At 75.1% G+C, this 24,501-nt stretch carries 22 protein-coding genes; 16 read left to right on the top strand and 6 right to left on the bottom strand.

Annotation, left to right across the window (positions count from 1 at the left end; translation table 11 throughout):
* Nucleotides 1-31: 31 nt before the first annotated feature.
* Nucleotides 32-1,507: an MFS transporter gene (locus ACFXDE_RS37535; protein WP_380498842.1), complete on the bottom strand. Its 1,476-nt coding sequence runs from the start codon at nucleotides 1,505-1,507 to the stop codon at nucleotides 32-34.
* 286 nt (nucleotides 1,508-1,793) lie between these two features.
* Here ACFXDE_RS37535 and ACFXDE_RS37530 point away from each other — a divergent pair, with 286 nt between their 5' ends.
* The 5 genes from ACFXDE_RS37530 (at nucleotide 1,794) to fusA (ending at nucleotide 9,553) form a co-directional block, all read left to right on the top strand.
* Nucleotides 1,794-2,699 (top strand): AAA family ATPase, encoded by a 906-nt coding sequence (locus tag ACFXDE_RS37530; RefSeq protein WP_380498841.1) that lies wholly within the window; start codon nucleotides 1,794-1,796, stop codon nucleotides 2,697-2,699.
* 477 nt (nucleotides 2,700-3,176) lie between these two features.
* Nucleotides 3,177-4,790, top strand: coding sequence for a LuxR C-terminal-related transcriptional regulator (locus ACFXDE_RS37525; protein ID WP_380498840.1), 1,614 nt, complete (start codon nucleotides 3,177-3,179; stop codon nucleotides 4,788-4,790).
* Nucleotides 4,791-5,446: 656 nt separating this feature from the next.
* Nucleotides 5,447-7,057, top strand: coding sequence for a serine/threonine-protein kinase (locus tag ACFXDE_RS37520; RefSeq protein WP_380498839.1), 1,611 nt, complete (start codon nucleotides 5,447-5,449; stop codon nucleotides 7,055-7,057).
* Between the two features lie 128 nt (nucleotides 7,058-7,185).
* A complete protein-coding gene (locus tag ACFXDE_RS37515) occupies nucleotides 7,186-7,329 on the top strand; it encodes a hypothetical protein (protein WP_380446725.1) in 144 nt (47 codons plus the stop codon).
* A 115-nt stretch (nucleotides 7,330-7,444) separates the two neighbouring features.
* Complete coding sequence (fusA, locus tag ACFXDE_RS37510; protein WP_380498838.1) at nucleotides 7,445-9,553, top strand: elongation factor G; 2,109 nt, start codon at nucleotides 7,445-7,447, stop codon at nucleotides 9,551-9,553.
* 48 nt (nucleotides 9,554-9,601) lie between these two features.
* On the opposite strand, the gene ACFXDE_RS37505 is transcribed toward fusA, so the two are convergent.
* Entirely contained in the window at nucleotides 9,602-10,459 is an 858-nt protein-coding gene (locus ACFXDE_RS37505) for an NAD-dependent epimerase/dehydratase family protein (protein WP_380498837.1), read from the bottom strand.
* Nucleotides 10,460-10,625: 166 nt separating this feature from the next.
* Between ACFXDE_RS37505 and ACFXDE_RS37500 the strand changes: the two genes are divergently transcribed.
* The 6 genes from ACFXDE_RS37500 to ACFXDE_RS37475 all read left to right on the top strand — a co-directional run bounded on the left by ACFXDE_RS37500 (nucleotide 10,626) and on the right by ACFXDE_RS37475 (nucleotide 16,560).
* Nucleotides 10,626-11,471, top strand: coding sequence for a helix-turn-helix transcriptional regulator (locus ACFXDE_RS37500; protein WP_380498850.1), 846 nt, complete (start codon nucleotides 10,626-10,628; stop codon nucleotides 11,469-11,471).
* Nucleotides 11,472-11,632: 161 nt separating this feature from the next.
* A complete protein-coding gene (locus tag ACFXDE_RS37495; RefSeq protein WP_380446733.1) occupies nucleotides 11,633-12,532 on the top strand; it encodes a neutral zinc metallopeptidase in 900 nt (299 codons plus the stop codon).
* A 115-nt stretch (nucleotides 12,533-12,647) separates the two neighbouring features.
* Nucleotides 12,648-13,013: a hypothetical protein gene (locus tag ACFXDE_RS37490; protein ID WP_380446736.1), complete on the top strand. Its 366-nt coding sequence runs from the start codon at nucleotides 12,648-12,650 to the stop codon at nucleotides 13,011-13,013.
* A gap of 346 nt (nucleotides 13,014-13,359) precedes the next feature.
* A complete protein-coding gene (locus ACFXDE_RS37485; protein ID WP_380446738.1) occupies nucleotides 13,360-14,454 on the top strand; it encodes a sugar ABC transporter substrate-binding protein in 1,095 nt (364 codons plus the stop codon).
* 52 nt (nucleotides 14,455-14,506) lie between these two features.
* Entirely contained in the window at nucleotides 14,507-15,292 is a 786-nt protein-coding gene (locus ACFXDE_RS37480) for an ATP-binding cassette domain-containing protein (protein WP_380446741.1), read from the top strand.
* Nucleotides 15,289-16,560, top strand: a complete 1,272-nt coding sequence (locus tag ACFXDE_RS37475) for a sugar ABC transporter permease (protein ID WP_380446744.1) — start codon at nucleotides 15,289-15,291, stop codon at nucleotides 16,558-16,560. The genes ACFXDE_RS37480 and ACFXDE_RS37475 overlap by 4 nt, the downstream gene beginning before the upstream one ends.
* Before the next feature lie 64 nt (nucleotides 16,561-16,624).
* Here the strand turns inward: ACFXDE_RS37475 and ACFXDE_RS37470 are convergent, their stop codons facing one another.
* On the bottom strand, nucleotides 16,625-17,206 hold the full coding sequence (locus tag ACFXDE_RS37470; RefSeq protein WP_380498836.1) for a TetR family transcriptional regulator: 582 nt from the start codon (nucleotides 17,204-17,206) through the stop codon (nucleotides 16,625-16,627).
* A gap of 94 nt (nucleotides 17,207-17,300) precedes the next feature.
* On the opposite strand from ACFXDE_RS37470, the gene ACFXDE_RS37465 reads away from it, so the two are divergent.
* Complete coding sequence (locus ACFXDE_RS37465; protein ID WP_380498835.1) at nucleotides 17,301-18,134, top strand: patatin-like phospholipase family protein; 834 nt, start codon at nucleotides 17,301-17,303, stop codon at nucleotides 18,132-18,134.
* 597 nt (nucleotides 18,135-18,731) lie between these two features.
* On the opposite strand, the gene ACFXDE_RS37460 is transcribed toward ACFXDE_RS37465, so the two are convergent.
* The 3 genes from ACFXDE_RS37460 to ACFXDE_RS37450 all read right to left on the bottom strand — a co-directional run bounded on the left by ACFXDE_RS37460 (nucleotide 18,732) and on the right by ACFXDE_RS37450 (nucleotide 20,564).
* Complete coding sequence (locus tag ACFXDE_RS37460) at nucleotides 18,732-18,938, bottom strand: DUF397 domain-containing protein (protein WP_359969935.1); 207 nt, start codon at nucleotides 18,936-18,938, stop codon at nucleotides 18,732-18,734.
* Between the two features lie 321 nt (nucleotides 18,939-19,259).
* Nucleotides 19,260-19,685 carry an SRPBCC family protein gene (locus tag ACFXDE_RS37455; protein ID WP_380498834.1) on the bottom strand — a complete coding sequence of 142 codons (426 nt, stop codon included), beginning with the start codon at nucleotides 19,683-19,685 and terminating at the stop codon, nucleotides 19,260-19,262.
* A gap of 258 nt (nucleotides 19,686-19,943) precedes the next feature.
* On the bottom strand, nucleotides 19,944-20,564 hold the full coding sequence (locus tag ACFXDE_RS37450) for a TetR/AcrR family transcriptional regulator (protein WP_380498833.1): 621 nt from the start codon (nucleotides 20,562-20,564) through the stop codon (nucleotides 19,944-19,946).
* Between the two features lie 108 nt (nucleotides 20,565-20,672).
* Here ACFXDE_RS37450 and ACFXDE_RS37445 point away from each other — a divergent pair, with 108 nt between their 5' ends.
* The 4 genes from ACFXDE_RS37445 (at nucleotide 20,673) to ACFXDE_RS37430 (ending at nucleotide 24,221) form a co-directional block, all read left to right on the top strand.
* Nucleotides 20,673-21,614 carry an alpha/beta fold hydrolase gene (locus ACFXDE_RS37445; RefSeq protein ID WP_380498832.1) on the top strand — a complete coding sequence of 314 codons (942 nt, stop codon included), beginning with the start codon at nucleotides 20,673-20,675 and terminating at the stop codon, nucleotides 21,612-21,614.
* Nucleotides 21,615-21,917: 303 nt separating this feature from the next.
* Nucleotides 21,918-22,658 (top strand): arylmalonate decarboxylase, encoded by a 741-nt coding sequence (locus ACFXDE_RS37440; protein ID WP_380498831.1) that lies wholly within the window; start codon nucleotides 21,918-21,920, stop codon nucleotides 22,656-22,658.
* 30 nt (nucleotides 22,659-22,688) lie between these two features.
* Nucleotides 22,689-23,282: an NAD(P)H-dependent oxidoreductase gene (locus ACFXDE_RS37435; RefSeq protein WP_380498830.1), complete on the top strand. Its 594-nt coding sequence runs from the start codon at nucleotides 22,689-22,691 to the stop codon at nucleotides 23,280-23,282.
* A 33-nt stretch (nucleotides 23,283-23,315) separates the two neighbouring features.
* Entirely contained in the window at nucleotides 23,316-24,221 is a 906-nt protein-coding gene (locus ACFXDE_RS37430) for an arylamine N-acetyltransferase (RefSeq protein WP_380498829.1), read from the top strand.
* The last annotated feature ends 280 nt before the right edge of the window (nucleotides 24,222-24,501 follow it).

Genomic DNA, 24,501 nt, shown 5'->3' with positions numbered 1-24,501 from the left:
GGGGAGGGGGAGGGCAAAGGGGGGCAGGAGGTCAGGCGGAGACGGGGGTCTTGGTGTCCGGGGCCGCGGCGGCGGGTGCGGAGACGGGCGCGGCGGCGGGTGCCTGGGGCCGGGGAAGCCGCGTGACCAGGGCGGTCGCCGCCGCGTACAGCAGCGCGGCGAGCCACAGGGCGTGTTCGGCGGCGCCCGCGTAGCCGGCCGGGGTGGGGTGGTGGCCCAGGGCGGAGAAGAAGACGGCGCCGAGGACGGCCACACCGGTGGCGGTGGAGAACTGCTGGGTGGTCGTCAGGATCCCGGAGGCGGCGCCGGCCCGCTCGGGGCGCACGCCGCCCAGGACGGTGCCGGTCAGGGCGGGCATGGTCAGCCCGCTTCCCAGGCCCACCAGGGCCAGCGGCGCGGCTATCAGCGGCGCTCCGGCCGAGGCGCCGGCCAGGTGCAGTTCGAGGGCGAGCAGGGCGATGCCGGCGGTGCCCAGGGCGTTGCCGGCCGGCAGGGCGCGCGGGCCCAGGCGGGCGGCCAGGTGCCGGCCGAGCAGGGCGGCGGTCATGGTGCCGACGCCCAGCGGCACGAACACCAGCCCGGCGTGGGCGGCGTCCAGGCCGAGCCCGCCCTGCAGGAGCAGGGTGGTGGTGAGCATCAGGCCGCCGAAGGAGGCCATGACGGCGACGTTGACGAGCAGTCCGACGCGCAGCGGGCGGGAGGCGAACAGGGCGAGGTCGAGCAGCGGCTCGCCGCCGCGCGCGGCCACACGGCGCATCCAGGCCAGGGCCGCGGCCAGCGCGGGCACGGCGGCCGCCAGCGACAGCACGCTCCACAGCGGCCAGCCCTCCTCGCGTCCGACCACCAGCGGCACCAGGGCGAGCGCGAGGGCGAGGGTCAGGGCGAGCGCGCCGACCGGGTCCAGGCCGGGGCGGGCGGCAGGGGCGCGCCGGGGCAGCAGACGGGCGGCCGCGGCCAGCGCGCCGACGCCGACGGGCCCGTTCACCAGGAAGATCACCCGCCAGCCCAGGCCGAACACGTCGGCCTGCAGCAGCGCTCCGCCCAGCACCTGCCCCGCTATGCCGCCCAGACTGATCGTCAGCCCGAACCAGGCCAGGGCACGCGGGCGCTCCCCGGCCGGGAAGGCGGCCGTGATCAGGGCGAGGACCTGCGGGGCCATCGCCGCCGCCGCCAGACCCTGCACGAGACGGGCGGCGATCAGCTCGGGGGCACTGGCGGCCAGCCCGCACAGCAGGGACGCGGCCGTGAAGCCCGCCATGCCGAGCAGGAACAGACGCCGGTGGCCGAACAGGTCGCCCAGCTTGCCGCCGGTGACCAGGCCCGCCGCGTAGGTGAACCCGTAGCCGCCGACGACCAGTTCGAGCGCGGCCGGACCCGCCCCCAGGTCGCGGGCCAGGGAGGGAGCGGCGACGTTGACGACCATGTAGTCGAACGCGGCCATGAAGGTCGCCAGCAGGATCACCGGCAGGGTGCGCCAGCGGCGCGGATCGGGAAGAACGGCGTGCACGGACGGAGCCTTTCGTCGGCGCACCGCGTGGTGCGCGGCGGTGTCGATCACCGCTGGGAAGAGCCTCGCTCCGCACACCCGCCCCGCACATGGGGCGGATTGCCTAGACACCTCTTCAGATCCGGCGCCCGGGCGCCCCGAACCCTGCCGAACGGCACACAACCCAGGCCCCGGCCAGGGCGTCGGCCGCCTCGGCCAGGACCTCGGCCAGGACCTCGCCCCGCCCGCCCCGCCCGCCCCGAGCACCTCGGCGCACCCCCGCCCGCCCCGACGTAGGATGCCGCCGGTGATCACGCCGTCCCGCCCCGCGCCCCTGCTGGCCCGCAGCGCCGAACTGCGCGCCCTCGCCGACGCCCACGCCCACGCGTCCGCCGCCGGCCCGCTGACGGTCCTCGTCGGCGGGGAGGCCGGGATCGGCAAGACCCGCCTCGTCGAGGAGTTCACCACCCACCTCGCCGCGCACACCGACACCCGCGCCTACCTCGGCGGCTGCCTGGCCCTGGGCGCCGACAGCCTCCCCTACGCCCCGTTCGCCGCCCTGCTGCGCGCCCTGGCACGCGAGTTCGGCACCCCGTGGACGGCCGGCGCCCTCGGCCCCGCCGGGCGCCGCGCCCTCGCCCCCTGGCTGCCCGAACTCGACGACACCCCCCACCCGCACGCCCTCGACGACCCCCGGACACCGCCCGCACCCGACCCCCACGGACGCTCCCGCCTCTTCGACGCCGTCCGCACCCTCGTCGAGGCCGCCGCCGCACACCACCCCGTCGTCCTGGTCGTCGAGGACCTCCACTGGGCCGACACCTCCAGCCGCGACCTCCTGCTCTACCTCGCCCGCACCCTCACCCGCCCCGGCGTCCTCCTCCTGGCCACCCACCGCTCCACCGACCTGCCCGACGACCACCCCCTGCACCCCCTGCTCACCGCCCTCGCCCGCCTGGGCCCCGTACGCCGCGTCGACCCCGCCCCGCTGCGCCGCGCCGACGTCGCCCGCTGGCTGGCCGACCACGGACTCGACCCCGCCCGCGCCGAGGAGATCCACCGCCGCAGCCAGGGCAACCCCCTGTTCGTCGAGGCCCTCGCCGAGGCCGGCGGCCCCGCCACCCCCGTCCCCCTGCGCGACCTGCTGCTCACCGCCCTGCGCGAACTGCCCGATGCCGCACGGCAGGTGGTGCGCGCCGCCTCGGCCGCCTGAGCCGTCGAGGACACCGTCGGCCACCGCCTGCTCACCGCCGTCCTGCCCGACCACGCGGACCTGGACCAGTGGCTGCGCCAGGCCGTCGAACGCCGCCTGCTGCAGCCCGACGGCGACGGCTACCGCTTCCGCCACGCCCTGCTGCGCGCCGCCGTCCACGAGGACCTGCTGCCCGGCGAACGCGCCCGCCTGCACGCCGCCTACGCCCGCGCGCTGGCCGCCGACCCCGCCCTCGCCGCACCCGACCGGCTCGACGCGGCCCTGGCCGCCCACTGGCACGCCGCCGGCGACCGCCCCCGCGCGCTGGCCGCCGCCGCCCGCGCCGCCGACCGGGCCCGGCGCGCCCACGCCTACGCCGAGCAACTCGCCCTGCTGGAACGGGTCCTGGACCTCTGGCCCACCGGCGGCCACCCCGCCGGCGGCCACCCCGACACCGATGCCGGCACCGATGCCGCCGCCCCGCCCGAGCGCGCCGACGTGGCGGCCGCCGCCGCCCGCGCCGCCCTGGACGCCGGCCAGGCCCTGCGCGGCATCGCCCACGCCACCACCGCCCTCGACCTCCTCGACACCACCCCCACGGGCCCCGCCGCACCGGCCGCCGCCGCCCGCCGCGCCCTGCTGCTGGAGACCCGCAGCCTGCTCAAGCACCGCGCCGGCCAGGACGGCCTGGACGACCTGCGCGAAGCCGTCCGCACCCTGCCCGACACCCCCACCGACACCCCCACCGCACCGGACACCCCCACCGACGCCCCCGCCGTCGCCGTCCGCGCCCGCCTGCTCGCCACCCTCGCCAGCCGCCTGTGGGTCCTGACCCACCACCACGAGGCCCTCGGCCACGCCGAAACCGCCCTCCACCTCGCCCGCCGGGCCGGCGACCCCGGCGTCCAGGCCCTCGCCCTGGCCACCCTCGCCGCCCACGCCTCCCACACCGGAAACCCCGACCAGGCCCGCGCCCACTGCGACACCGCCGCCCGCCTGGCCGCCGAAGCCGGCGACGACGACACCGCCGCCCTCGTCGCCGTCGTCGCCTGCGTCACCCACAAGGCCGACGGCCGCTACGAGGACGCCGCCACCGCCGCCCGCCACGGCCTGGACGCCGCCCGCCGGGCCGGACTGGCCGGCAGCCGCGGCGCCGTCCTGGCCGCCGTCCTCGCCGACGCCCTCACCCACCTCGGCCACCACGACCAGGCCCGCACCGCCGCCGACGACGCCCTCGCCCTCGACCCGCCGCCCCTGTACCGGGCCGTCCTGCTCACCTGCCTGGGCACCCTCGCCCTCACCGCCGACGACACCGGCGCCGCCACCGAGGCCGCCGCCCACGCCGAACGCCTCCTGACCCCCCACTACACCGGCCGCGAATTCCTCCTGCCCCTGCACGACCTCCAGCTGCGCACCGCCCTCGCCACCGGCGACCACACCCGCGCCGCCCACCTGCTGCGCACCGCCCTCGCCGACCCGCACCTGGCCGACCACCCCGCCCTCGCCTGGCCGCTGGCCCACACCGGCCTGCTCACCGCCCAGACCCTGCACCCCGACCCGGCGGCCGCCGGCCTCACCACCACCCTCACCGCCCTCGTCGAGCACCTGCCCGCCCCCGGCCCCCTCCAGCAGGCCCACCGCGCCTCCTGCCGCGCCCTCCTGAGCACCGAGGCCGCCGCCCAGCACGCCGCCGTCACCGCCTGGCGCACCCTCGCCCACCCCCACCCCCTCGCCGAAGCCCTGCTGCGCGCCGCCGACGCCGCCCTGGCCACCGGCGAGCGCACCGCCGCCGAGGAGTTCCTGCGCGAGGCCGACACCCTCGCCACCGCCCTGCCCGCCCCCGCCCTCACCCGCCACACCGCCCGCCTGGCCGCCCGCCACCGCCTGACCACCACCGCCCCCGAAGGCGCCCAGGGCCTGGGCCTGACCCCGCGCGAGACCGACGTGCTGCGCCTGGTCGCCCAGGGCCACAGCAACCGCGCCATCGGCGAGGCCCTGTTCATCTCCGCCAAGACCGCCGGCGTCCACGCCTCCAACATCCTCGCCAAACTCGCCGTCACCTCCCGCACCGAGGCCGCCGCCCTGGCCCACCACCGCCGCCTCTTCGACTGACATCCGCCCCTCCCGGCGGCAGGCCCCGACACGCCGGGCGGCCTTGCGGCGCCCTCGGGGGAGGGGGAGGGGTTGTGAGAACAGTGGGCTCTCGCTCCCGGCTGTCGGTGGCGGGGACAGGAGCAGGCTGCTGCCGCTGGTACGCCGTGCAGTCTGGCGGAACCCTCCGGGGCGAGGGGATGCGAGAACCGCGGGTCCCGGCCGTCGGCGGCGGGGACGGGAACAAGCTGCCGCCGCCGGTACGCCGTGCAGTCTGGCGGAACCCTCCGGGGCGAGGGGATGCGAGAACCGCGGGTCCCGGCCGTCGGCGGCGGGGACGGGAGGCGGCTGCCGCCGCCGGTACGCCGTGCAGTCTGGCGGAACCCTCCAGGGGCGAAGGGATGCGAGAACCGCGGGTCCCCGCTCCCGGCTGTTGGCGGCGGGGACGGGAGGCAGCTGCCGCCGGCACGCCCGGCTCGCGGAGCCCTCCGGGGGAGGGCAGGCCCGGTGGCCGCCCGCGGTACCGGTCGTCCGGGAACGTACGGACGCCGGCCGGGAGATGTGCCCGCCCCGCCCCGCGCCGTGCGCACCTCCGCGACTGGACCGGGCCCCTCGCGCGCTGGTGGAATGACCCGCGCGCGAGGGGCGCGGGTGTCACGGATCACGGGGGAGTGCCGGTGCGCACGGGGATGGAACTGGCCGACCGCTACGAGCTGGCCGGCCTGATCGGCCGCGGCGGCATGGGCGAGGTGTGGCGCGCCACCGACCGGCGGCTGCGCCGCCCGGTGGCCGTCAAGATCCTGCCGCTGGCCGCCGGCGCGGACGCCACCGAGGTGGCCCGCTTCCGCCGCGAGGCCGAGATCGCCGCCCAGCTGGTGCACCCGGGCATCACCACCGTCTTCGACGTCGGCGAGCACCACGACGGCACCCAGCCCGTGCTGTTCCTCGTGATGGAGCTGATGCGGGGCCACGACCTGCAGCGCACCATCGCCGGCCACCCCGGCGGACTGCCCCTGGACCAGGCACTCGACCTCGCCGCGCAGGTGCTGGAGGCCCTGGCCGCCGCCCACGCGCACGGCATCGTCCACCGCGACATCAAACCCGCCAACCTGTTCCTGCTGGACGGCGGACGGGTCAAGATCTGCGACTTCGGGATCGCCCGCCTGGCCGGCGCCACCCAGCTCACCGCCACCGGCGCCATCGCCGGCACCCCGCTCTACATGGCCCCCGAACAGATCAACGGCGCCACCGGCCTCGACCACCGCACCGACCTGTACGCGTTCGGCTGCGTCCTCTACCAGCTGCTCACCGGCAGCCCCTGGGTCGACACCGCCACCGGCAACATCGGCTCGATCCTCTACCAGCACATCGACAAGACCCCGCCCGCCCCCGGCACCGTGCGCGCCGGCATCCCCGCGCACCTGGACGCCCTCGTCCTGGACCTGCTCGCCAAACACCCCGCCGACCGGCCCGAGGACGCCCACGCCGCCCTGGCCCGCCTGCGTCCGCCGGCCGAACAGCCCCCGGCCCCGGCCCCGACCGCCGTCGACACACCGCCCCCGCCCCGGGCCGCCGAGCCGCCCCGGGCCATCGAGGCGCCCCGCAGGCCCGTCCTGCTGTCCCCGGTCACCTTCGACGACCCCCGCGTCATCCGCGCCCGCCGCCGGCGCATCGCGCTCATCGGCGCCTGTACGCTGCTGGCCGCCGGCCTGGTGATCGCCTTCGTCAACGCCCCCGGCTCCTCCCCGGACACCGGCGCCGCGTCCGCCGCGACGGGCACCCGCGAGCAGCCCGGAGGACTCCCCGTGCCCGGGCGCGGCCCGACGCTGACGCCCAGTGCGGGCGGCCCGGCCTACGTCCAGCTCTACCAGCCGGCCACGTTCACCATGCAGGGCGGGAGCTGCCCGTTCAACGGCGGATCGGGCTGGGGCGTCCAGCTCGACGACCCCGCCGGCCCGCCGCACGCCACCGCCCGGCGGGGCAACGTCACCTACCAGTGCGACGGCCAGGGCGCCGCGCCCGTCCTGCACATCGCCACCGACCTCGTCGCCCCCGTGGACGCGCCGAAGGACCTCGCCGGCTGCCTGACGGCGCTCCAGCAGCTGGACAGCCGGCAGAAGTACAAGAACACCGCGCTGACCTACGACCAGCTCACCGCCGGCACCCGGTTCTGCCTCGACAGCAGCGACCAGTCCGGCCACAGCGTCATGTACCTCGAACTGCGCGTCAAGGACCCCGACCGCGACCTCACCTTCACCGCCACCGCCTGGAAGCAGTCCGCGCACTGACCCGAGCACCGACCCGCGCACGAGGCCGCGGGAAATCCCGTCGCGCCGCGCCGCCCGCCTTCCCTAGACTCGCCGGGCAGTCACACCCGTGACGCGCCGAGACCAGCAGTGAGGGGAGGGGAGTGGCCATGGCCGCCCAGCGCACCGCCGCCACCCCCTCCACGGCTCCTGCCGCCTCTCCCGCGTCCCGGTACGAGGTGATCCTGGTGTCCCCGTCCTTCCGGTGCCCGCTGCGCGGCCGGCACCGGGGGACGAGTGCGACGAACGCCTGAACAAGGCCACCCGCAGACGGCCGAGGGCCGCACACGCCACCACAGGCGACGTCACGTCAGCACCCGTCGAATCGCGCGCCCACCCACCCACGGATCACCTCCGAAAGGCCGGGCCATGCGCACCGAGACCACCACCGGCACCGCCACCACCACGACCACCGGCACCGCCGGCACCGCCACCGCGATCGCCGCCGTCCGCAACCTCGGCATCCTCGCCCACGTCGACGCCGGCAAGACCACCGTCACCGAACGGATCCTCTACCTCACCGGCACCACCCACAAGCGCGGCGAGGTCCACGACGGCACCACCGTCACCGACTTCGACCCCCAGGAACGCGACCGCGGCATCACCATCTTCGCCGCCGCCGTCTCCTGCGCCTGGGCCGGGCACCGGATCAACCTCATCGACACCCCCGGCCACGTCGACTTCGCCGACGAGGTCGAGCGCTCGCTGCGCGTCCTGGACGGCGCGGTCGCGGTGTTCGACGCGGTGGCCGGCGTCGAGCCGCAGAGCGAGTCGGTGTGGCGTCAGGCCGAGCGCCACGGCGTGCCCAGGATCGCGTTCGTCAACAAGCTGGACCGCGCCGGCGCCGACCTGGACGCCGCCGTCGCCTCCATCCGCGAGCGCCTGCACCCGCACCCGCTGGCCGTGCAGCTGCCCGTCGGCGCCGAGGACGCGTTCACCGGCGTCGTCGACCTGATCACCTTGCGCGCCCTGACCTGGAGCGAGGAGGACGGCATGCGCGAGCACCCGGTGCCCGCGCACCTCGCCGACGAGGCCGCCGCCCGCCGGCGCGCCCTGGAGGAGGAGGTGGCCGCCCTGCACCCCGGCGCCCTGGAGGAGTTCTGCACCGACGGCGCCCTGGGCGCCGCCACCCTGACGGCCGCCCTGCGCGACCTGACCGCCGCCGGCGAGGCGGTGGTGGTGCTGTGCGGCTCCGCCTACCGCAACCGCGGCATCGAACCGCTCCTGGACGCCGTCTGCGCCTACCTGCCCTCCCCGCTGGACGTGCCCGCCGTGCGCGGCACCGCCGGCCCCGGCGACGACACCGTCCTGGAGCGCGCCGCCGACCCCGGGCAGCCGTTCACCGCCCTGGCGTTCAAGGTGAGCGCCGCCCCCACCGGACGCCTGACCTACCTGCGCGTCTACGCCGGTCGACTGGAGAAGGGAGACCTCGTGCTGGACACCACCACCGGCCGCATGGAGCGCGTCGCGCGCATCCTGCGCGTCCAGGCCGACCGCCGCACCGAGACCGACCGGGCCCTGGCCGGGGACATCGTCGCCGTGATCGGCCCCAAGGCCGCCCGCGCCGGCGCCACCCTGTGTGCGCCCGGTGCCCCGATCCTGCTGGAGGCCCCGGTCAGCGCCGAGCCCGTCGTCACCGTCGCCGTCGAGGCCCGCCGCGCCGCCGACACCGACAAGCTCGCCACCGCGCTGGCCCGCCTCGCCGAGGAGGACCCGTCGCTGCGGGTGCGCACCGACCCCGAGACCGGGCAGCGCACGCTGGCCGGGCTGGGGGAGCTGCACCTGGAGGTCGCGGCGGAGAAGATCCGCCGCGAGCACGGCATCGACACCGTCGTGGGCCGCCCGCGCGTGGCCCACCGCGAACGCCTGGCCGCGGGCGTCAGCGGCTTCGTCCACCGGCACGTCAAACAGGACGGCGGCGCCGGCCAGTTCGCGCACCTGGTGCTCGACGTCCAGCCCCTGGACGACACGCAAGAGGAGGAGTTCGTGTTCACGTCCACCGTCACCGGCGGACGGGTCCCGCGCGAGTACGTGCAGGCCGTCGAGGCCGGCTGCCGCGACGCCCTCGCCGAGGGCCCGCTCGGCGGCCACCCCGTCACCGGCGTGCGCGTCACCCTCACCGACGGCGCCACCCACCCCAAGGACTCCTCCGAGCTCGCCTTCCGCACCGCCGCCCGCAACGGCGTGCGCGAGGCCCTGCGCGCCGGGCGCCTCCAACTGCTGGAGCCCGTCGTCCAGGTGACGGTCAGCGTGCCCGAGGACGCGCTGGGCACCGTCCTCGGCGACCTCGCCGCCCGCCGCGCCCACGTCCAGGCCACCGACGTCACCCGGGCGGGCGCCCAGGTGACGGCCGTGGTGCCGCTGGCCGAACTGTTCGGCTACGCGAGCCGCCTGCGCTCGCGCACCCAGGGCCGCGGCACCTTCACCACCCGCCCGGCCGGCTACGCCCCCGCACCCGCACCGGTGCCCGCGGCGTGAGCCACCCGGTCCGCCCCCCGCCCGCACCGGGCCCGGGGGCAGACCCCCTTACAGCGCCCCCGCCTCCAGCGCGGCCCACGCCGACGGGTACTGCGGGCGCCACCCCAGGTCCCGGCGCGCCGCCGCCGTCGAGCCCTGGCCCTCCCACGGGTCGAACTCCGCCGTCGCCGCAGCGCCGCCGCCCGGGTGCACGGCCCCGTTCAGGACGTGCAGGTCCCAGGCCGTCAGCGGCGCGTCGTCGCACACGTTGTAGGTGCGCCCGGCGATCCCCGGGGTCACCGCCGCCCGCCACAGCGCCTGGGACACGTCCGCGTGGTGCACCGTCGCCAGCCGCTGGTGCGCGGGCCAGGCGCCGGCCCAGTGCAGGGAGTCCGCCAGGTGCGGGTCGCCCTCGCCGTAGACGAACGCCAGGCGCGCCACCACCAGCGGCAGCCGCCCGCCCAGCTCCGCCAGCCCCGCCTCGGCCTCGGCCTTGGACACCGGGTAGATCCCCCACGCCGGGTCGGGGGCGAGGCGGTCCTCCTCCACGGCCGGACGCCCCAGCCCCCGCCCGTACACCAGCGTCGTGCTCGCCTGGACGAACCGCCGCACCCCGGCCGCCGCCGCCTCGCGCCCCAGCGCCACGGCCGCGTCCCGGTTGACCGCCCACACCTCCTCCTCGGGCACCCCGCGGAAGGCCGCCGCCACGTTCACCACCACCGACGCGCCGTCCAGCGCCCGCGCCCGGTCGCCCGCCTCCCGCAGGTCCCCGCTGACCACGTCCACCCCCAGGGCGGCCAGGTCACCGGCCCGGGCGGCGTCGCGCACCAGCACCCGCACCCGCCCGGCACCGGCCCACCGCACCAGCCGCGGCACCAGCCGCCGCCCGACCTTGCCCGTCGCACCCGTCACCAGAATCGTCGTCACAGTCTTCTCCGCTCACAGCCGTTCACCGCTGACAGGAACAAACCCTGCCCGCCCCCGGAGCGCTGCGGCAGAGACCTCTGCAACCACGGATCGCCGATCCCTGGATAACCACGGACCGCCGATGCCTGGATACGCCCCGCCCCGCCGGGCCATCCTTGGACGCATGATCGACCGACCGGCCCTCGCCGACTTCCTCACCCGCTCCCGCGCCCGCCTCACCCCCGCCGACTGCGGCCTGGCGCCCACCGCCCGCCGCCGCACCCCCGGGCTGCGCCGCGAGGAGGTCGCCCACCTCGCCGGCCTGTCCGTCGACTACTACGCCCGCCTCGAACAGGCCCGCGGCCCCCAGCCCTCGCCCCAGCTCCTGGCGGCCCTGGCCCGCGCCCTGCGCCTGAGCGAGGACGAGCACGACCACCTCTTCCACCTCTCCGGCCACGAACCGCCGCGCCGTCACAGCCCGCTCACCCACGTGCGCCCCGGCCTGCTGCTCATCCTCGACCGCCTCCACGACACCCCCGCCCAGGTGCTGTCCGACCTCGGTGACGTCCTCGTGCAGAACGCGATGGCCGCCGCCCTCCTCGGCGACGTCGCCGCGCACCCGCCCGGGCGGCGCAACCTCGTGCTGCGCTGGTTCGCCGAACCCGCCTCGCGCGAGCTGTTCGCGCCCGAGGAGCACGAGGACCTGGCCCGCGGTCACGTCGCCCACCTGCGCGCCGCCCACGCCGCCCGCCCCGGGGATCCGCGCGTGACCGAACTGCTCGCCCAACTCCACGCCACCGGACCGGAGTTCGCCTCCTACTGGGAGCGCCACGAGGTCGCCGTGCGGCGCAGCAGCCGCAAGACGGTGCTGCACCCGCAGGTGGGGCGCCTGGAGCTGGAGTGCGAGGTGCTGGTCGCCGGGGGCACGGACCAGGTGCTGGTGGTCAACAGCGCCGCGCCGGGCAGTGACAGCGCCGGGCGCCTGGAGCTGCTGCGCGTGGTGGGCGGCGCCGGACTCGCCACCCGCGCGTGAGCCCCGCCCGCGCGTGAGTCCCGCTCGGTGACGGTCCGCCCGCGCGTGAGTCCCGCTCGGTGACGGTCCGCGGCCGCCCGCCCCCGTAGGCTGGTGCGGCCCGCCGCGGGGAGTCGGGGCGGGCACACGCGTACGACGACGAGACAGAAGCGGGCACAGGCATGCAGTTCGACGACCAGGGCGACCTCGACACCTCACAGGTCGACGACCGGCGCGGCATCCCGGGCGGGAAGGTCGCCATCGGTGGCGGGGCGGTGGGCCTGATCGCCGTGCTGTTCGCGGTCCTGCTGGGCGTGGACCCCCAGCTGCTGGGCCTGTCCTCCGGCGGCGGCTCCACCTCCTCCGCCGGCACCCGCACCGCCGGCGAGGTGGGGCAGGCCTGCAAGACCGGCGCCGACGCCAACAAGCGCCAGGACTGCCGCATCGTCGCCGTCACCAACAGCCTCCAGGACTTCTGGCGCACCGAGCTGCCCAGGCGCGGCACCGCCTACAAGAGCGCCGAGACGGTGCTGTTCACCGGCCGCGTCAACACCGCCTGCGGCCCGGCGACCTCCGCCGTCGGCCCGTTCTACTGCCCCGGCGACCAGAAGGCCTACTTCGACCTCGGCTTCTTCGACGAGCTGTCCAGCCGCTTCGGCGCCAAGGGCGGCCCCTTCGCCGAGTCCTACGTCGTCGCCCACGAGTACGGCCACCACATCCAGACCCTGACCGGCGCCATGCAGAAGGTCGGCGGCGACCGCCAGGGCGCCACCAGCGCCTCGGTGCGCCTGGAGCTGCAGGCCGACTGCTACGCCGGGGTGTGGGCGCACTACGCGACCACCACCAAGCAGCCCTCCACCGGCCGCCCGCTGATCACCTCGATCACCGACCAGGACATCGCCCAGGGCCTGGACGCCGCCGCGGCCGTCGGCGACGACCGCATCCAGAAGCAGGCCACCGGCAAGGTCAACCCGGAGAGCTGGACCCACGGCTCCTCCGACCAGCGCAAGACCTGGTTCACCACCGGCTACCGCGGCGGCGACATGACCCAGTGCGACACCTTCTCCGCCACCAAACTCTGAGCCCCCGGCGCGGCGGCGGACCCCCTGTCACCTGTCAGGGACCGCCGCCGCCCGCTTCTTCCTACGCTGACGGCACTGGCCAGACCAGCGCACACCAGCAAGGGAGAACCACCTGATGCGCAGGATCACCCACGCCGCCGCCGCACTCGCCCTGACGACCGCCGCCCTGACGACCCTGACCGCCGGCAGCGCCGGCGCCGCCGACGGCTCCTGGGCCGGCTGCCCGTCCGGCGCCGTCTGCATCTACCCGCAGAACCAGAACCCCGCCTCCGCCCCCAGCGACGTGTTCTGGAGCTACGGCGCCCACAACCTCAGCGGCCAGTACGGCAACCACTGGGTCCTCAACAACCAGACCGGCGGCGCCCACGCCCACCTGTGCCGCGGCGCGGGCGGCGCCGACTGCGTCTACGACATCGCCGCCCGGAACGGCGTCTGGTACGACCTGGGCCCGATCAACTCGATCACCCTCGACCGCCCCTGACGCCACGTCAAGAAGCAGGGATGCCCGCTGTCACGGGGGGACGGCGGGCATCCCCTTGCGCGTTCACGGCCCGCATCCGCCGCCCCTGACCAGGAACGACCTGACCGTAACCTGACACTTCGTCAGATGGATCAGCTCCCGGACCCCGCCGCCGCGCCCGACGCCCTGACCTGGCCCTTGGAGAATCCTCCAGGTTTCGATCCCGGGCAAGCGTTCACGAAGATAACGAATGATGGCCGATTCCCCGGAGCATGGATTTACTTATTGACGCCATACGCGTGGGCAGGTTTAACTCCCCCCACTCCGCCGCTGCGCCGCGGCGACGTCCACGAGAGGCACCCCACCCATGAACGCAATGACGCGTCGCGCCCTCATCGCCACCACCGCCGTCGCGATGGCCCTGTCCATGGCCGCGTGCGGCAAGGCCGGCGGCGACAAGAAGGACTCGGCCGCCTCCGGCGACAGCACCTCCATTGGCCTGCTGCTGCCCGAGAACGCCTCCTCCACGCGCTACGAGTCCTTCGACCGCCCCTTCATCGAGGCCAAGGTCAAGTCCCTGTGCGCGGACTGCAAGGTGCTCTACAACAACGCCGAAGGCAGCGCCGCCAAGCAGAAGCAGCAGTTCGACACCCTGATAGCCCAGGGCGTGAAGGTGATCGTCCTGGACGCCTACGACGCCAAGTCCACCCAGGGCTGGGTGCAGGAGGCCGCCGCCAAGGGCGTCAAGGTCGTCGCCTACGACCGCCTGGCCACCGGCCCGGTCGCCGCCTACGTCTCCTTCGACAACGAGAAGGTCGGCGAACTCCAGGGCCAGGCCCTGCTGGACGCGGTCGGCCCGCAGGCCTCCGACGCCAACATCGTCATGATCAACGGCGACGAGGCCGACCCCAACGCCGCCCAGTTCAAGGCCGGCGCCCACAAGGTCCTCGACGGCAAGGTCAAGAAGGTCGTCTACGAGCAGTCCGGCGAGTGGAAGCCCACCGTCGCCTCCCAGAAGATCGGCGCCGCCGTCACCCAGCTCGGCAAGACCGGCTTCCAGGCCGTCTACTCCGCCAACGACGGCATGGCCGGCGCCATCATCACCCAGCTCCAGAGCTCCGGCATCAAGGTCCCCGTCGGCGGCCAGGACGCCGGCCTCGACGCCATCCAGCGCATCGTCACCGGCGACCAGGCCTACACCATCTACAAGGCCTACCGCCCCCTCGCCGACTCCGCCGCCGAACTGGCCGTCGACCTCCTCAAGGGCAAGGACGTCAAGTCCCTCGCCACCGCCGGCGTCGACAGCGACACCGACAAGGCCATCCCCGCCAAGCTCCTGGACGCCAAGGTCGTCACCAAGGCCAACATCAAGGACACCGTCGTCGCCGACGGCCTCTACAAGGTCGCCGACATCTGCACCGCCGACTACGCCGCCGCCTGCGCCGCCGCCGGCCTCCAGTAACACCGGCGCCCGGTCCCACGCTCCAAGCACCCCACCACACGAGAAGGTTCACGTGACAGGCGCACCCGTCCTCCAACTGCGCGCGGTCTCCAAGCGCTTCGGCGCCGTCCAGGCCCTCACCGACGTCGACCTCGACGTCCACGCCGGCGAGGTCCTCGCCCTCGTCGGCGACAACGGCGCCGGCAAGTCCACCCTCGTCAAGACCATCGCCGGGGTCCACCCCGTCGACGAGGGCACCATCACCTGGCGCAGCGAGGCGGTACGCCTGACCCGCCCCCAGGACGCCCAGGCCCTCGGCATCGCCACCGTCTACCAGGACCTCGCCCTGTGCGACAACCTCGACGTCGTCGCCAACCTCTTCCTCGGCCGCGAGAAGCTCCGCAACGGCCTCCTCGACGAGGTCGCCATGGAACAGCAGGCCCGCGAGCTCCTGGACACCCTGTCCATCCGCATCCCCGACGTGCGCATCCCCGTCGCCGCCCTCTCCGGCGGCCAGCGCCAGGTCGTCGCCATCGCCCGCGCCCTGGTCGGCGAGCCCGCCGTCGTCATCCTCGACGAGCCCACCGCCGCCCTCGGCGTCGAACAGACCGCCCAGGTCCTCGACCTCGTCGAGCGCCTGCGCGAACGCGGCCTGGGCGTCATCCTCATCAGCCACAACATGGCCGACGTGCGCGCGGTCGCCGACACCGTCGCCGTCCTGCGCCTGGGCCGCAACAACGGCGTCTTCACCGTCGCCGACACCACCCAGGAACAGATCGTCTCCGCCATCACCGGCGCCACCGACAACGCGGTCACCCGCCGCCAGGCCCGCCGAGCCTCGCAGGAGGACGCCGCATGAGCACCCCCACCGACACCGGCGCCGACACCCCGGCCGCCAAGACCCCCGCCGCCGACCCGCGCCTGCTGGTGCGCTCCACCGGCCTGAGCGGCTACCTCGACGAGGCCCGCCGCCGCCTCACCAGCGGCGAACTCGGCTCCACCCCCGTCGTCCTCGGCCTCATCCTCATCGCCGTCATCTTCCAGTCCGCCACCGGCCACTTCCTCCAGGCCGACAACCTCACCAACATCACCAAGTACATCGCCGGACCCGGCCTCATCGCCGTGGGCGTCGTCTTCGTCCTCCTCCTCGGCGAGATCGACCTCTCCCTCGGCTCCGTCGCCGGCGTCTGCGCCGCCATCGCCTCCGTCCTCGCCGTGCGCGAAGGCCTCGCCGAATGGCAGGCCGTCCTCATCGCCCTCGCCACCGCCTGCGCCATCGGCGCCCTGCACGGCTTCTTCTTCGCCCGCATCGGCGTCCCCGCCTTCGTCGTCACCCTCGCCGGCATGCTCGCCTGGAGCGGCCTGCAGGACTACGTCCTCGGCGACCTCGGCACCGTCAACAACCGCCACGACGGCCTCATCGCCACCCTCGACACCAACTTCCTCGGCGACGGCGACATCGTCTACGCCTGGGCCCTGGCCGTCCTCGCCCCCGCCCTCTACCTCGCCGCCCAACTGCGCACCGCCCAGCGCCGCAAGGCCCTCGGCCTCACCGCCCGCCCCACCGCCGACATCGCCCTGCGCACCGGCGCCCTCGCCGTCCTCGCCCTGCCGCTGGCCTACGCCCTCAACCAGGACCGCGGCCTGCCCCTGCCGCTCGTCGTCCTGCTCGGCGTCGTCCTCGCCACCGACTTCGTGCTGCGCCGCACCGCCTACGGCCGCCAGGTCTTCGCGGTCGGCGGCGGCGTCGAGGCCGCCCGCCGCGCGGGCATCAACGTCGCCTGGGTGCGCATCTCCGTCTACATGACCTCCGCCACCCTCGCCGGCCTCGGCGGCCTGTTCATCGCCTCCCAGCAGGGCTCCGCCGACAAGCAGCTCGGCGGCGGCAACGTCCTGATGAGCGCGATCGCCGCCGCCGTCATCGGCGGCACCAGCCTCTTCGGCGGACGCGGCAAGACCTGGTCGGCACTGCTGGGCATCCTCGTCATCCAGTCCATCACCACCGGACTCGACATGGTCCACGCGGCCCAGGCCATCCAGTACATGATCACCGGCGCCGTCCTGCTCGCCGCCGTCGTCCTGGACTCCGTCTCCCGGCGCACCCGCGCCACCAACAGCCGCACCTGACCAGCCGGCCGGCCTGCCCGGGCCCGTGCCATCCGAGGGGATGGCACGGGCCCGGGCGCGTTTCCTATGTCCCTTGGGCCTCTTGCGCCTCCAGGAGCGCGGCCAGGCGCTCCACCGCCAGCGCGGTGCGCTCGCGGTCACCCGTCAGCGTCAGGTCGAACAGCAGACCCCGCAGCACGGCCATCACCAGCGTCGGCGTGACGACGTCCTGCGGCCCCGCGCACACCTGCGCCAGGTGCTCGCGCAGCACCACCAGCCAGTCCGTGACCGCCCGCCGCCCCTCCGGGTGGCGCTCCGGATGGGCCAGGTGGTCGGCGTGCACCTCGAAGGCCAGCCGCACGAACGGCGCCCGCTCCGGCGCGCTCAGCCACCGCCAGATCCCGCGCAGCCGCTGCGCCGCACTCGCCCCGTGCGCCGCCGGCAGCCCCTCGGCCAGCCGCGCGGCCCCGCGCCGGCGCGCCTCGGCGAGCACCGCCGCCACCAGCTCCTGCTTGCTGCCGAAGTCGTAGAGCAGCATCCGCGGACTGGTCGCGAGCGCCTCGGCCAGCGGACGCAGGCTCAGCCCGGCCAGCCCGTGGGCCAGCACGTAGTCGGCGGCCAGCGCCACGGTGCGCTCGCGCCGGTGCGGATCGGCCGGTCGTCCCATCGCCGCCGCCCTCCCTCGTTCAGGTCTTCTGAGTGTGCCAGTATATGAAACAGTCGTTTCAACAACGGCGTCTTCGACAACGGGGGGAACCGCCATGCGGACCGATGACGACCTTGCCGCCGACCGCGCCCTGGTGCTCGGCCCCGGCGGCTACCTGGGCACCGCCTGGACGGCCGGCCTGGCCGCCGGCCTGCGCGAAGCCGGCGTCGACCTCGCCGAGGCCGACCTGACCGTGGGCACCTCCGCCGGCGCCATGATCGCCGCCGTCCTGACGGCCGGACAGGACCCCGCCCGCCTCGCCACCCCCACCGGCGCCGCCCCCGCCCGGCGCCCCGACCCCGCCCTCACCGGCGCCGTCTTCGCCCTCCTCGGCCAGGGACTGGACCCCGCCGAGGCCCGCCGCCGCGTCGGCCGCCTCGCCCTGGACACCGCCGACCCCGAGGCCGAAGCCGACCTCGTGCGCCGCCGCGCCGCACTGATCGCCACCGACACCTGGCCCGAACAGCGCCTGCTCGTCACCGCCGTGTGCGCCGACAGCGGCGAGCCCGCCGTCTGGGACGCCGCCTGCGGCGTGCCCCTGGCCCGCGCCGTCGCCGCCTCCAGCGCCTTCCCCGGCATCGAGGTGCCCGTCACCGTCGACGGCCGCCACCACATCGACGGCGCGCTGCGCGCCGGCACCAACGCCGACCTCGCCGCCGGCGCCCGCACCCTGGTCGTCGTCGACCCGCTCGCCCACCGCCACCCCGGCGCCGGCGCGACGCCCGGCGCCCTCACCCTCGCCCCCGACCCGGACGCCGCCCGCCTCCTGGACACCGCCGGCCCCGCCGACCGCGCCACCTGGCAGGCCGCCTACCGCGCCGGCCACACCCAGGCCGCCCCCGCCGCCGCCCTCCTGCACGACACCTGGCGCCCCGTCACGGCACGCTGACCCCGGCAAGGGCGCGTCGGCTCCTACACACGTCGGCTCCTGTACACGTCGGCCAAGCGCGTTCCCGACCATCCCCAACAGCACTGGCACCAAAAGCCGTTACCCCTCCTCCCCGCCCCGGGCGGGGGAGGGGCGTGCGATGATCGTCCGCATGCCGAGCCAACTCACCGTCCTCGGAACCTGCGGAGCATGGCCCGAGGCCCACCGCGCCGCCAGCGGCTTCCTCCTCGACCACGACGGCCACCGCCTCGTCCTCGACCTCGGCTACGGCACCTACCCGCGCCTGGCCGCCCCCGGCCTCACCCTCGCCTACAGCGGCGACGCGAGCCTGCCCGGCCCTGGACCAACTCGCCGCCGGCGCCGACCTGTTCATCGCCGGAACCACCCTGAACGGCACCGAAGCCGACCCCCGCCTCCTCGGCCCCGCCCAGGCCGCCGCCTGCGCCACCCGCGCCGCGGCCCGCCGCCTCCTGCTGACCCACTTCCGGCCCGGCACCGACCGCACCCGCCCCGCCGCCGAGGCCCGGGCCGCCTTCCCCGGCGGTGAAGTCCTCGCCGCCGAGGAAGGCATGGTGCCGGCGCTCTGACGCGGCCGCGCTATGCCGGGCGGTCGAACTCCCCGCCGCGCACGGCCGTCACGAAGGCCTGCCAGGCCGAGGACCGGAAGCGCAGCACCGGCCCGTGCGGGTCCTTGGAGTCCCGCACGGGCATGACCCCGGTGAACCCGTCGGCGACCTCCACGCAGCCGTTGGAATCGCCGCTGTGAGTGCTCTTGCGCCAGGTGGTCGTACGGTCGTTGTCCATCGCGATAACCCCTCCTGATAGAACACGGTCAACTGGCCACCACGGTACGGGCGCACGGCCCGGCGGCGACACCCGGCCCCGACCGGGGGGAGCCAAGAGGGCGTCAAGGGGGCGTCAGGGAGGGCCCGCCGGGGGCGGCCGCTGGACGAGGTGTTCGACGGCGCCCGGCGTGCGCTGCCGGGGCTTGGGGTGATGACGACAGCGTCCATACGGCCCGCCGCCGGCGCAGCGCGGACTGTCGCAGCCGCAGGTCCGGCCCCTGTCACGCCCGCCGGAGCGGGCGCGGGTACGGGCCTGCGGCCGGGGGGCTCACGCGGGGGCTCACAAGACGGAGCCGCCCGCGTGGGTGAACAGGGCCTCCATCGCCTCGGGGAAGTCCTCGGTGATGGCCGGGCCCAGCTGCGGGCCCGTCTCGCCGGCGGCCGGGCCGTCGATCTCCAGGCGGTGCACCACCGTGGTGCCGCCGCCGGCGCGCGGGCCGAGCCGGTGGCTGAAGCGCAGCACCACGCCGGCGAACGCGGTCTCGTCCGCGTAGTGGGCGTTCTCCTCGATCGCGGTGATCACCGAGGTGATCGGGTCCTGGCCGGAGGGCGTCATCGACACCTTCGCGCCGACCTCGAACGGGCCGAGCAGGGTGACCGACTCCATGGAGGTGTCCCACTGCGGCCAGTTGTCGAGGTCCTTGAGCACCGCCCAGACCGCCTCGGGTGCCGCCGTCGTCTCACCGGTGTACTCGTGGCTCCACATGTCGTGCTCTCCCCATCGCTCGAAATGTTCTACGCGGAGATTATCTCCGCGACGACTATCGTGCAAGAGGTCCCCGGTTTCCGTCCGGCGCCATCAGCCCCGCCGCCGTCGGCCGGAATCCGCACCGCTCGTAGAACGCCGCCAGGCGCGGCTCGAAGTCGACGTGCAGCCCCGCGGCCCCGCGTGCCCGCGCCTCGGCGGCCGCCGCCCGCACCAGCCGCACCCCCGGGCACTGCCGCGCACGGTGGTTGGCCCGGGCTACCGGGCGGGGAAGATCCGCCCGAGGTGGTAGCCCAGCACCGCCGTCGCGTCGTGGGCCGTCCGCTGCCCCAGCAGCACGCTCAGCCCCAGCCCCGCCGACACCGCCAGCAGCACGACCGCCTCCTGGCGCGCGTCCAGCCCCGCCGCCGCCTGGCCGGCCCGCTGCGCGGCGCTCAGCTGCGCGGCCAGGAACGCCTCCATCTCGTTGGGCGCGGCCAGGAACGCCTGCCCGCCCAGCGCCGGATCGGTGACCGACAGCACCGCGTACTCGGTGTACACGAGGTGGAAGGTCCGGCTCTCCTCGTCCGTCGGCACCGCCTCCAGCAGCACCGCCTCCACGACGTCCCGCGGCGCCGGTGCCCCCGGCCCCGCCGTGGCGACCCGCGCGGCGACCCGCCCGCTCACCCGCTCGCCCATGCGCGCCGCCAGGCGCTGCATCGCGGCCAGCAGCAACTGCTCCTTGGTGTCGAAGTAGTACTGCACCAGCCGCACCGACACGCCCGCCTCCACGGCGACGGAGCGCATCGTGACGGCGTGCAGTCCGCCGGCCGCCGCCGAGCGCAGCAGCGCGTCGACGATGTGGGCGCGCCGCTCCTCGTGATCCACCAGCTTCGGCATCCGGGTCCCTCCACTCTCTTTTATGGTACAAACATACCATCAAGTGCTGCGGAGACGCCCTGCGCGACACCCCGCACGGCACCGCGCTGCCCGTCAGGAGGGGACCCCATGACCAGGACGGCCGTCGGACACTTTGTCAGCGACGAAGCCCGCACCCGATTCCTCGACGCCTACGACCGCGCCATGCACCTGTGGCCCGCCCCCCACCGGGAACTCGACGTCGAGACCTCCTACGGCACCGTCCACGTCCACCACCACGACCCCGCCCCCGAGGACGCCCCCGACCCCGCCCCCGAGGACGCCCCCGAGGACGGCCGCGAGCCGGTCGTCCTGCTCCACGGCCACGCCGGACACCCCTCCAACTGGCACCCCCAGATCGCCGCCCTCGGCGCCCGCCACCCCGTCTACGCCGTCGGCACCCTCGACGACCCCGGCCGCAGCGTCCAGCACACCGCCGCCCCCGGCTCCCGCGAGAACGCCGCCTGGCTCGGCGAGGTCCTCGCAGGCCTCGGACTCCACCGCGTCCACCTCGTCGGCGTCTCCTACGGCGGCTGGCTCGCCCTCAACCAGGCCGTCCACGCCCCCGAACGCCTCGCCACCGTCACCGCCCTCGACCCCGGCGGCATCGAAAAGGTCCCCGCCCGCTTCTACGCGCACATGACCGCCGGCCTCTTCGGCATGCTCGCCCCCCGCCGCCTGCGCCCCGCCCTCGGCCGCCTCCTGGCCAACCCCGCCCTCGCCGCACCCCCCGAGATGATCGCCCCCCTCATGCTCGGCATGCGCACCTACAAACCCGCCGCCCGCCCCGCCGCCCGCCCCTTCACCGACGACGAACTGCGCTCCCTCACCCTGCCCGCCCTCGTCCTCATCGGCCGCCGCAGCGCCCTGCTGCGCCCGCGCCGCGTCCACGCGCGCGTCACCGCCCTCATCCCGGGCGTGCGGGCCGAGATCGTCGACAGGGCCGGCCACGGCCTCAACCTGGAACGCCCCGACCTCGTCAACGAACGCCTTCTGGAGTTCATCGCCGCAACGCCCCCGGCTGCCTTTTAAACCCCTACCCGCCGGTTTCCGTACATTACCGGGGCGTATTCCGGATTCGGGGTCCGGTAGTACGTACGACCCCGGCTGGAAGGACCTAGGTCCCTACGGTTCGACGGAAATCCGCTGCCACTATTAGGGGAACGCAGGCGGAGGGGTCTCACTGAGCGTGACCTGCGGGGGGATCGAAAAAGGGCCGCCGGATGAGTTAGTTTTCAACATCCGGAAATGGAACGGCCGAAGATCCGGGCAGCCGCCCGATATCCGGCAGGATTTCCCGGGTGGCGGCCCCGCATTCCGCGCAAGGAGAGAACCATGACCGACTCGCTCGGGCCGCGCCTCAAGGTCGGCGTGATCGTCCCCGCCACGAACACCTCCGCGCAGCCGGAAATGGAATCCATGCGGCCGGCGGGCGTCACGAACCACACCGGCCGCATGCCCACCGAGAACCTCTGCATCGCCGATGACGTCGCCTCCCTGCTCGCCAGCTACCGGGACGCCACCCACGAGGCGATCAAGCACCTGACGCCCTGCGACCCGGACTGCATCGTCATCGGCTTCTCTCCCGAGATCTACTGGGACGGCCCCGAATCCCACGCCCGGGTCCTGGCGTCCATGAAGGCGGCCTCCGGCGGCCGCCCCGTCACCATGAGCCCCGACGCCCTGCGCGAGGCCCTGGACTCCTACGGCGCCCGCCGCATCGCGCTCATCACCCCCTACGTCCCGGTCGGCGACGACACCGCGAGCCGCTTCTTCACCGACACCGGCTACGACGTGGTGACGGTGCGGGGGCTCGGCTGCAGCAACCCGGCCCGCATCGCCCACGTCTCCGAGGCCGAACTGCGCGACATCATCAAGGAGATCGACGGCCAGGACGTGGACGCCGTCGTCCAGATCGGCACCAACGTGGCCCTGGCGCGCCTGGCGGCCACCGCCGAGACCTGGATCGGCAAACCCGTCATCTCCAACAACACCGCGCTGTACTGGCACGCCCTGCGGCACAACGGGATCCAGGACCGCGTCCCCGGCCTGGGATCGCTCCTGTCGGAGCACTGAGACCCACTCCGCCCCAAGGAGGCGACGTTCATGACCCTGCACATCCTCGCGCTGTCCGGCAGCCTCCGGGCCGGCTCGCACAACCGCCAACTCGCCGAAACCGCCGTACAGCTGGCACCCGACGGGGTCGCCGTCGAGCTGTACGAGGGCCTGGCCGCCATCCCCTTCTACAACGAGGACACCGACCACCCGGACACCGTCCCCGCCGCGGCCGCCGCCCTGCGCGACGCCGCCGCACGCGCCGACGCGATCATGCTCTTCACCCCGGAGCACAACGGCACCATGTCCGCCGTGCTGAAGAACGCCATCGACTGGCTGTCGCGCCCCCACGGGGCAGGCGCCCTGGCCGCCAAGCCCGTCGCCGTCCTGAGCGCCACCTTCGGCCAGTACGGCGGCGTCTGGGCCCAGGCCGAGGCCCGCAAGGCACTCGGCGTCGCCGGCGCCGTCGTCATCGAGGACGTCGACCTCGCCGTCCGCTCGTCCGCCGACCGGTTCGCCCACGCCCACCCCCGCGACGACGCCGAGGTCGCCGCCGCCCTGCGCGAAGCGGTCCACCGCACCGCCCGCAGCGCCGGCCCCGCCGTCCCGGCCGTCCCGGCCGCTGTCCCTGCCGTGGCCGCCTGACCACGTGAACCGTCCCGAAGGAGAGCCACCCCCATGTCGACCACCACCACCGCCACCACTGCCACCACTGCCACCACCGCCACCGCCGCCGCCCCGGCGTCCTCCCCGTGGGGCACCGAAGACCTCGACCTGGACGCCTACCTCGCGCGCATCGGCTACGACGGACCGCGCGAGCCGGGCGTCGAGACGCTCACCCGCCTGCAGCGCCTCCACCTCGCCGCCTTCAGCTTCGAAACCATCGACATCGGCCTGTCCGAGCCCGGCCCGATCACCACGGGCTCCCTGCAGGAGAAGTTCGTGCAACGCGGCCGCGGCGGCTGCTGCATCGAACAGAACCTGCTCTTCGCGGCCGCCCTGGAGGCCCTGGGATTCACCGTCCGCCGCCACCTCGCCCGGGTGCGCCGCGGCAACCGGAGCGACCTGCGCTTCCGCTCCCACGCCACCCTGACCGTCGAGGCCGAGGACCGGCTCTTCCTGGCCGACGTCGGCTTCGGCGACGAAGGCCCGCTGCACCCCGTACCGCTCATCCCCGGCGAACAGGTCACCGTCGGCGCGTGGACCTGGAAGGTCGACCAGGAGGACGAGGAGACGTGGGTGCTGCGCTCGCTGCACCCGGACGGCTGGTTCGACGTCTACGCCTTCGGCTTCGAGACCACGGCGCCCTCCGACGTCGACGTCTCCTACTACTACACCGCCACCCACCCGCGCTCCGTGTTCACCGGCCACATCACCGCCCAGCGCGGCGAGGACCACGCCCGGTACGTGCTGCGCGACCGCACACTGCGCACCCGCCACCCCGACGGGACCTGCGACGAGACGCAGCTGACGCCCGACCAGGTCGTCGCCGAGCTGCGCGGGCGCTTCCGCCTCACCCTGTCCGCCCGGGAAGCGGCGGCCGTGCGCGCGTTCCTCGACACGCAGGAGCCCAGCGGGCCCTGAGCGCCCGCGCCCGCGCCACGGCGGTGCCCCGGGCGGCGGACCCGGGGCGCCCCTCCAGCCGTCGACCCTACGCCTCACCCTCCTCGAAGTCGCCCGCTCCCTGCGGCTGTTGCGGCTGTCCCGGCTGCTCCGCCACGGCCTCGGCCGGGTCCCCGGCGGGGGCGACGCGGCCTCCCGGACGCACTCCGTCCATCCCTGATCTTGCAGGGTATCCCCGGCTTCAGCCGGGGAGGGAATGCATCCTTGGCCCGGAGCCGCGAAGCGGCGGAGAACGCTGCGT

Source organism: Kitasatospora sp. NPDC059408 (assembly GCF_042751525.1).
GTDB lineage: Bacteria > Actinomycetota > Actinomycetes > Streptomycetales > Streptomycetaceae > Kitasatospora.
The sequence above is the reverse complement of the archived record's forward strand: the minus strand, read 5'-3'. Positions and strand labels throughout refer to the sequence as shown.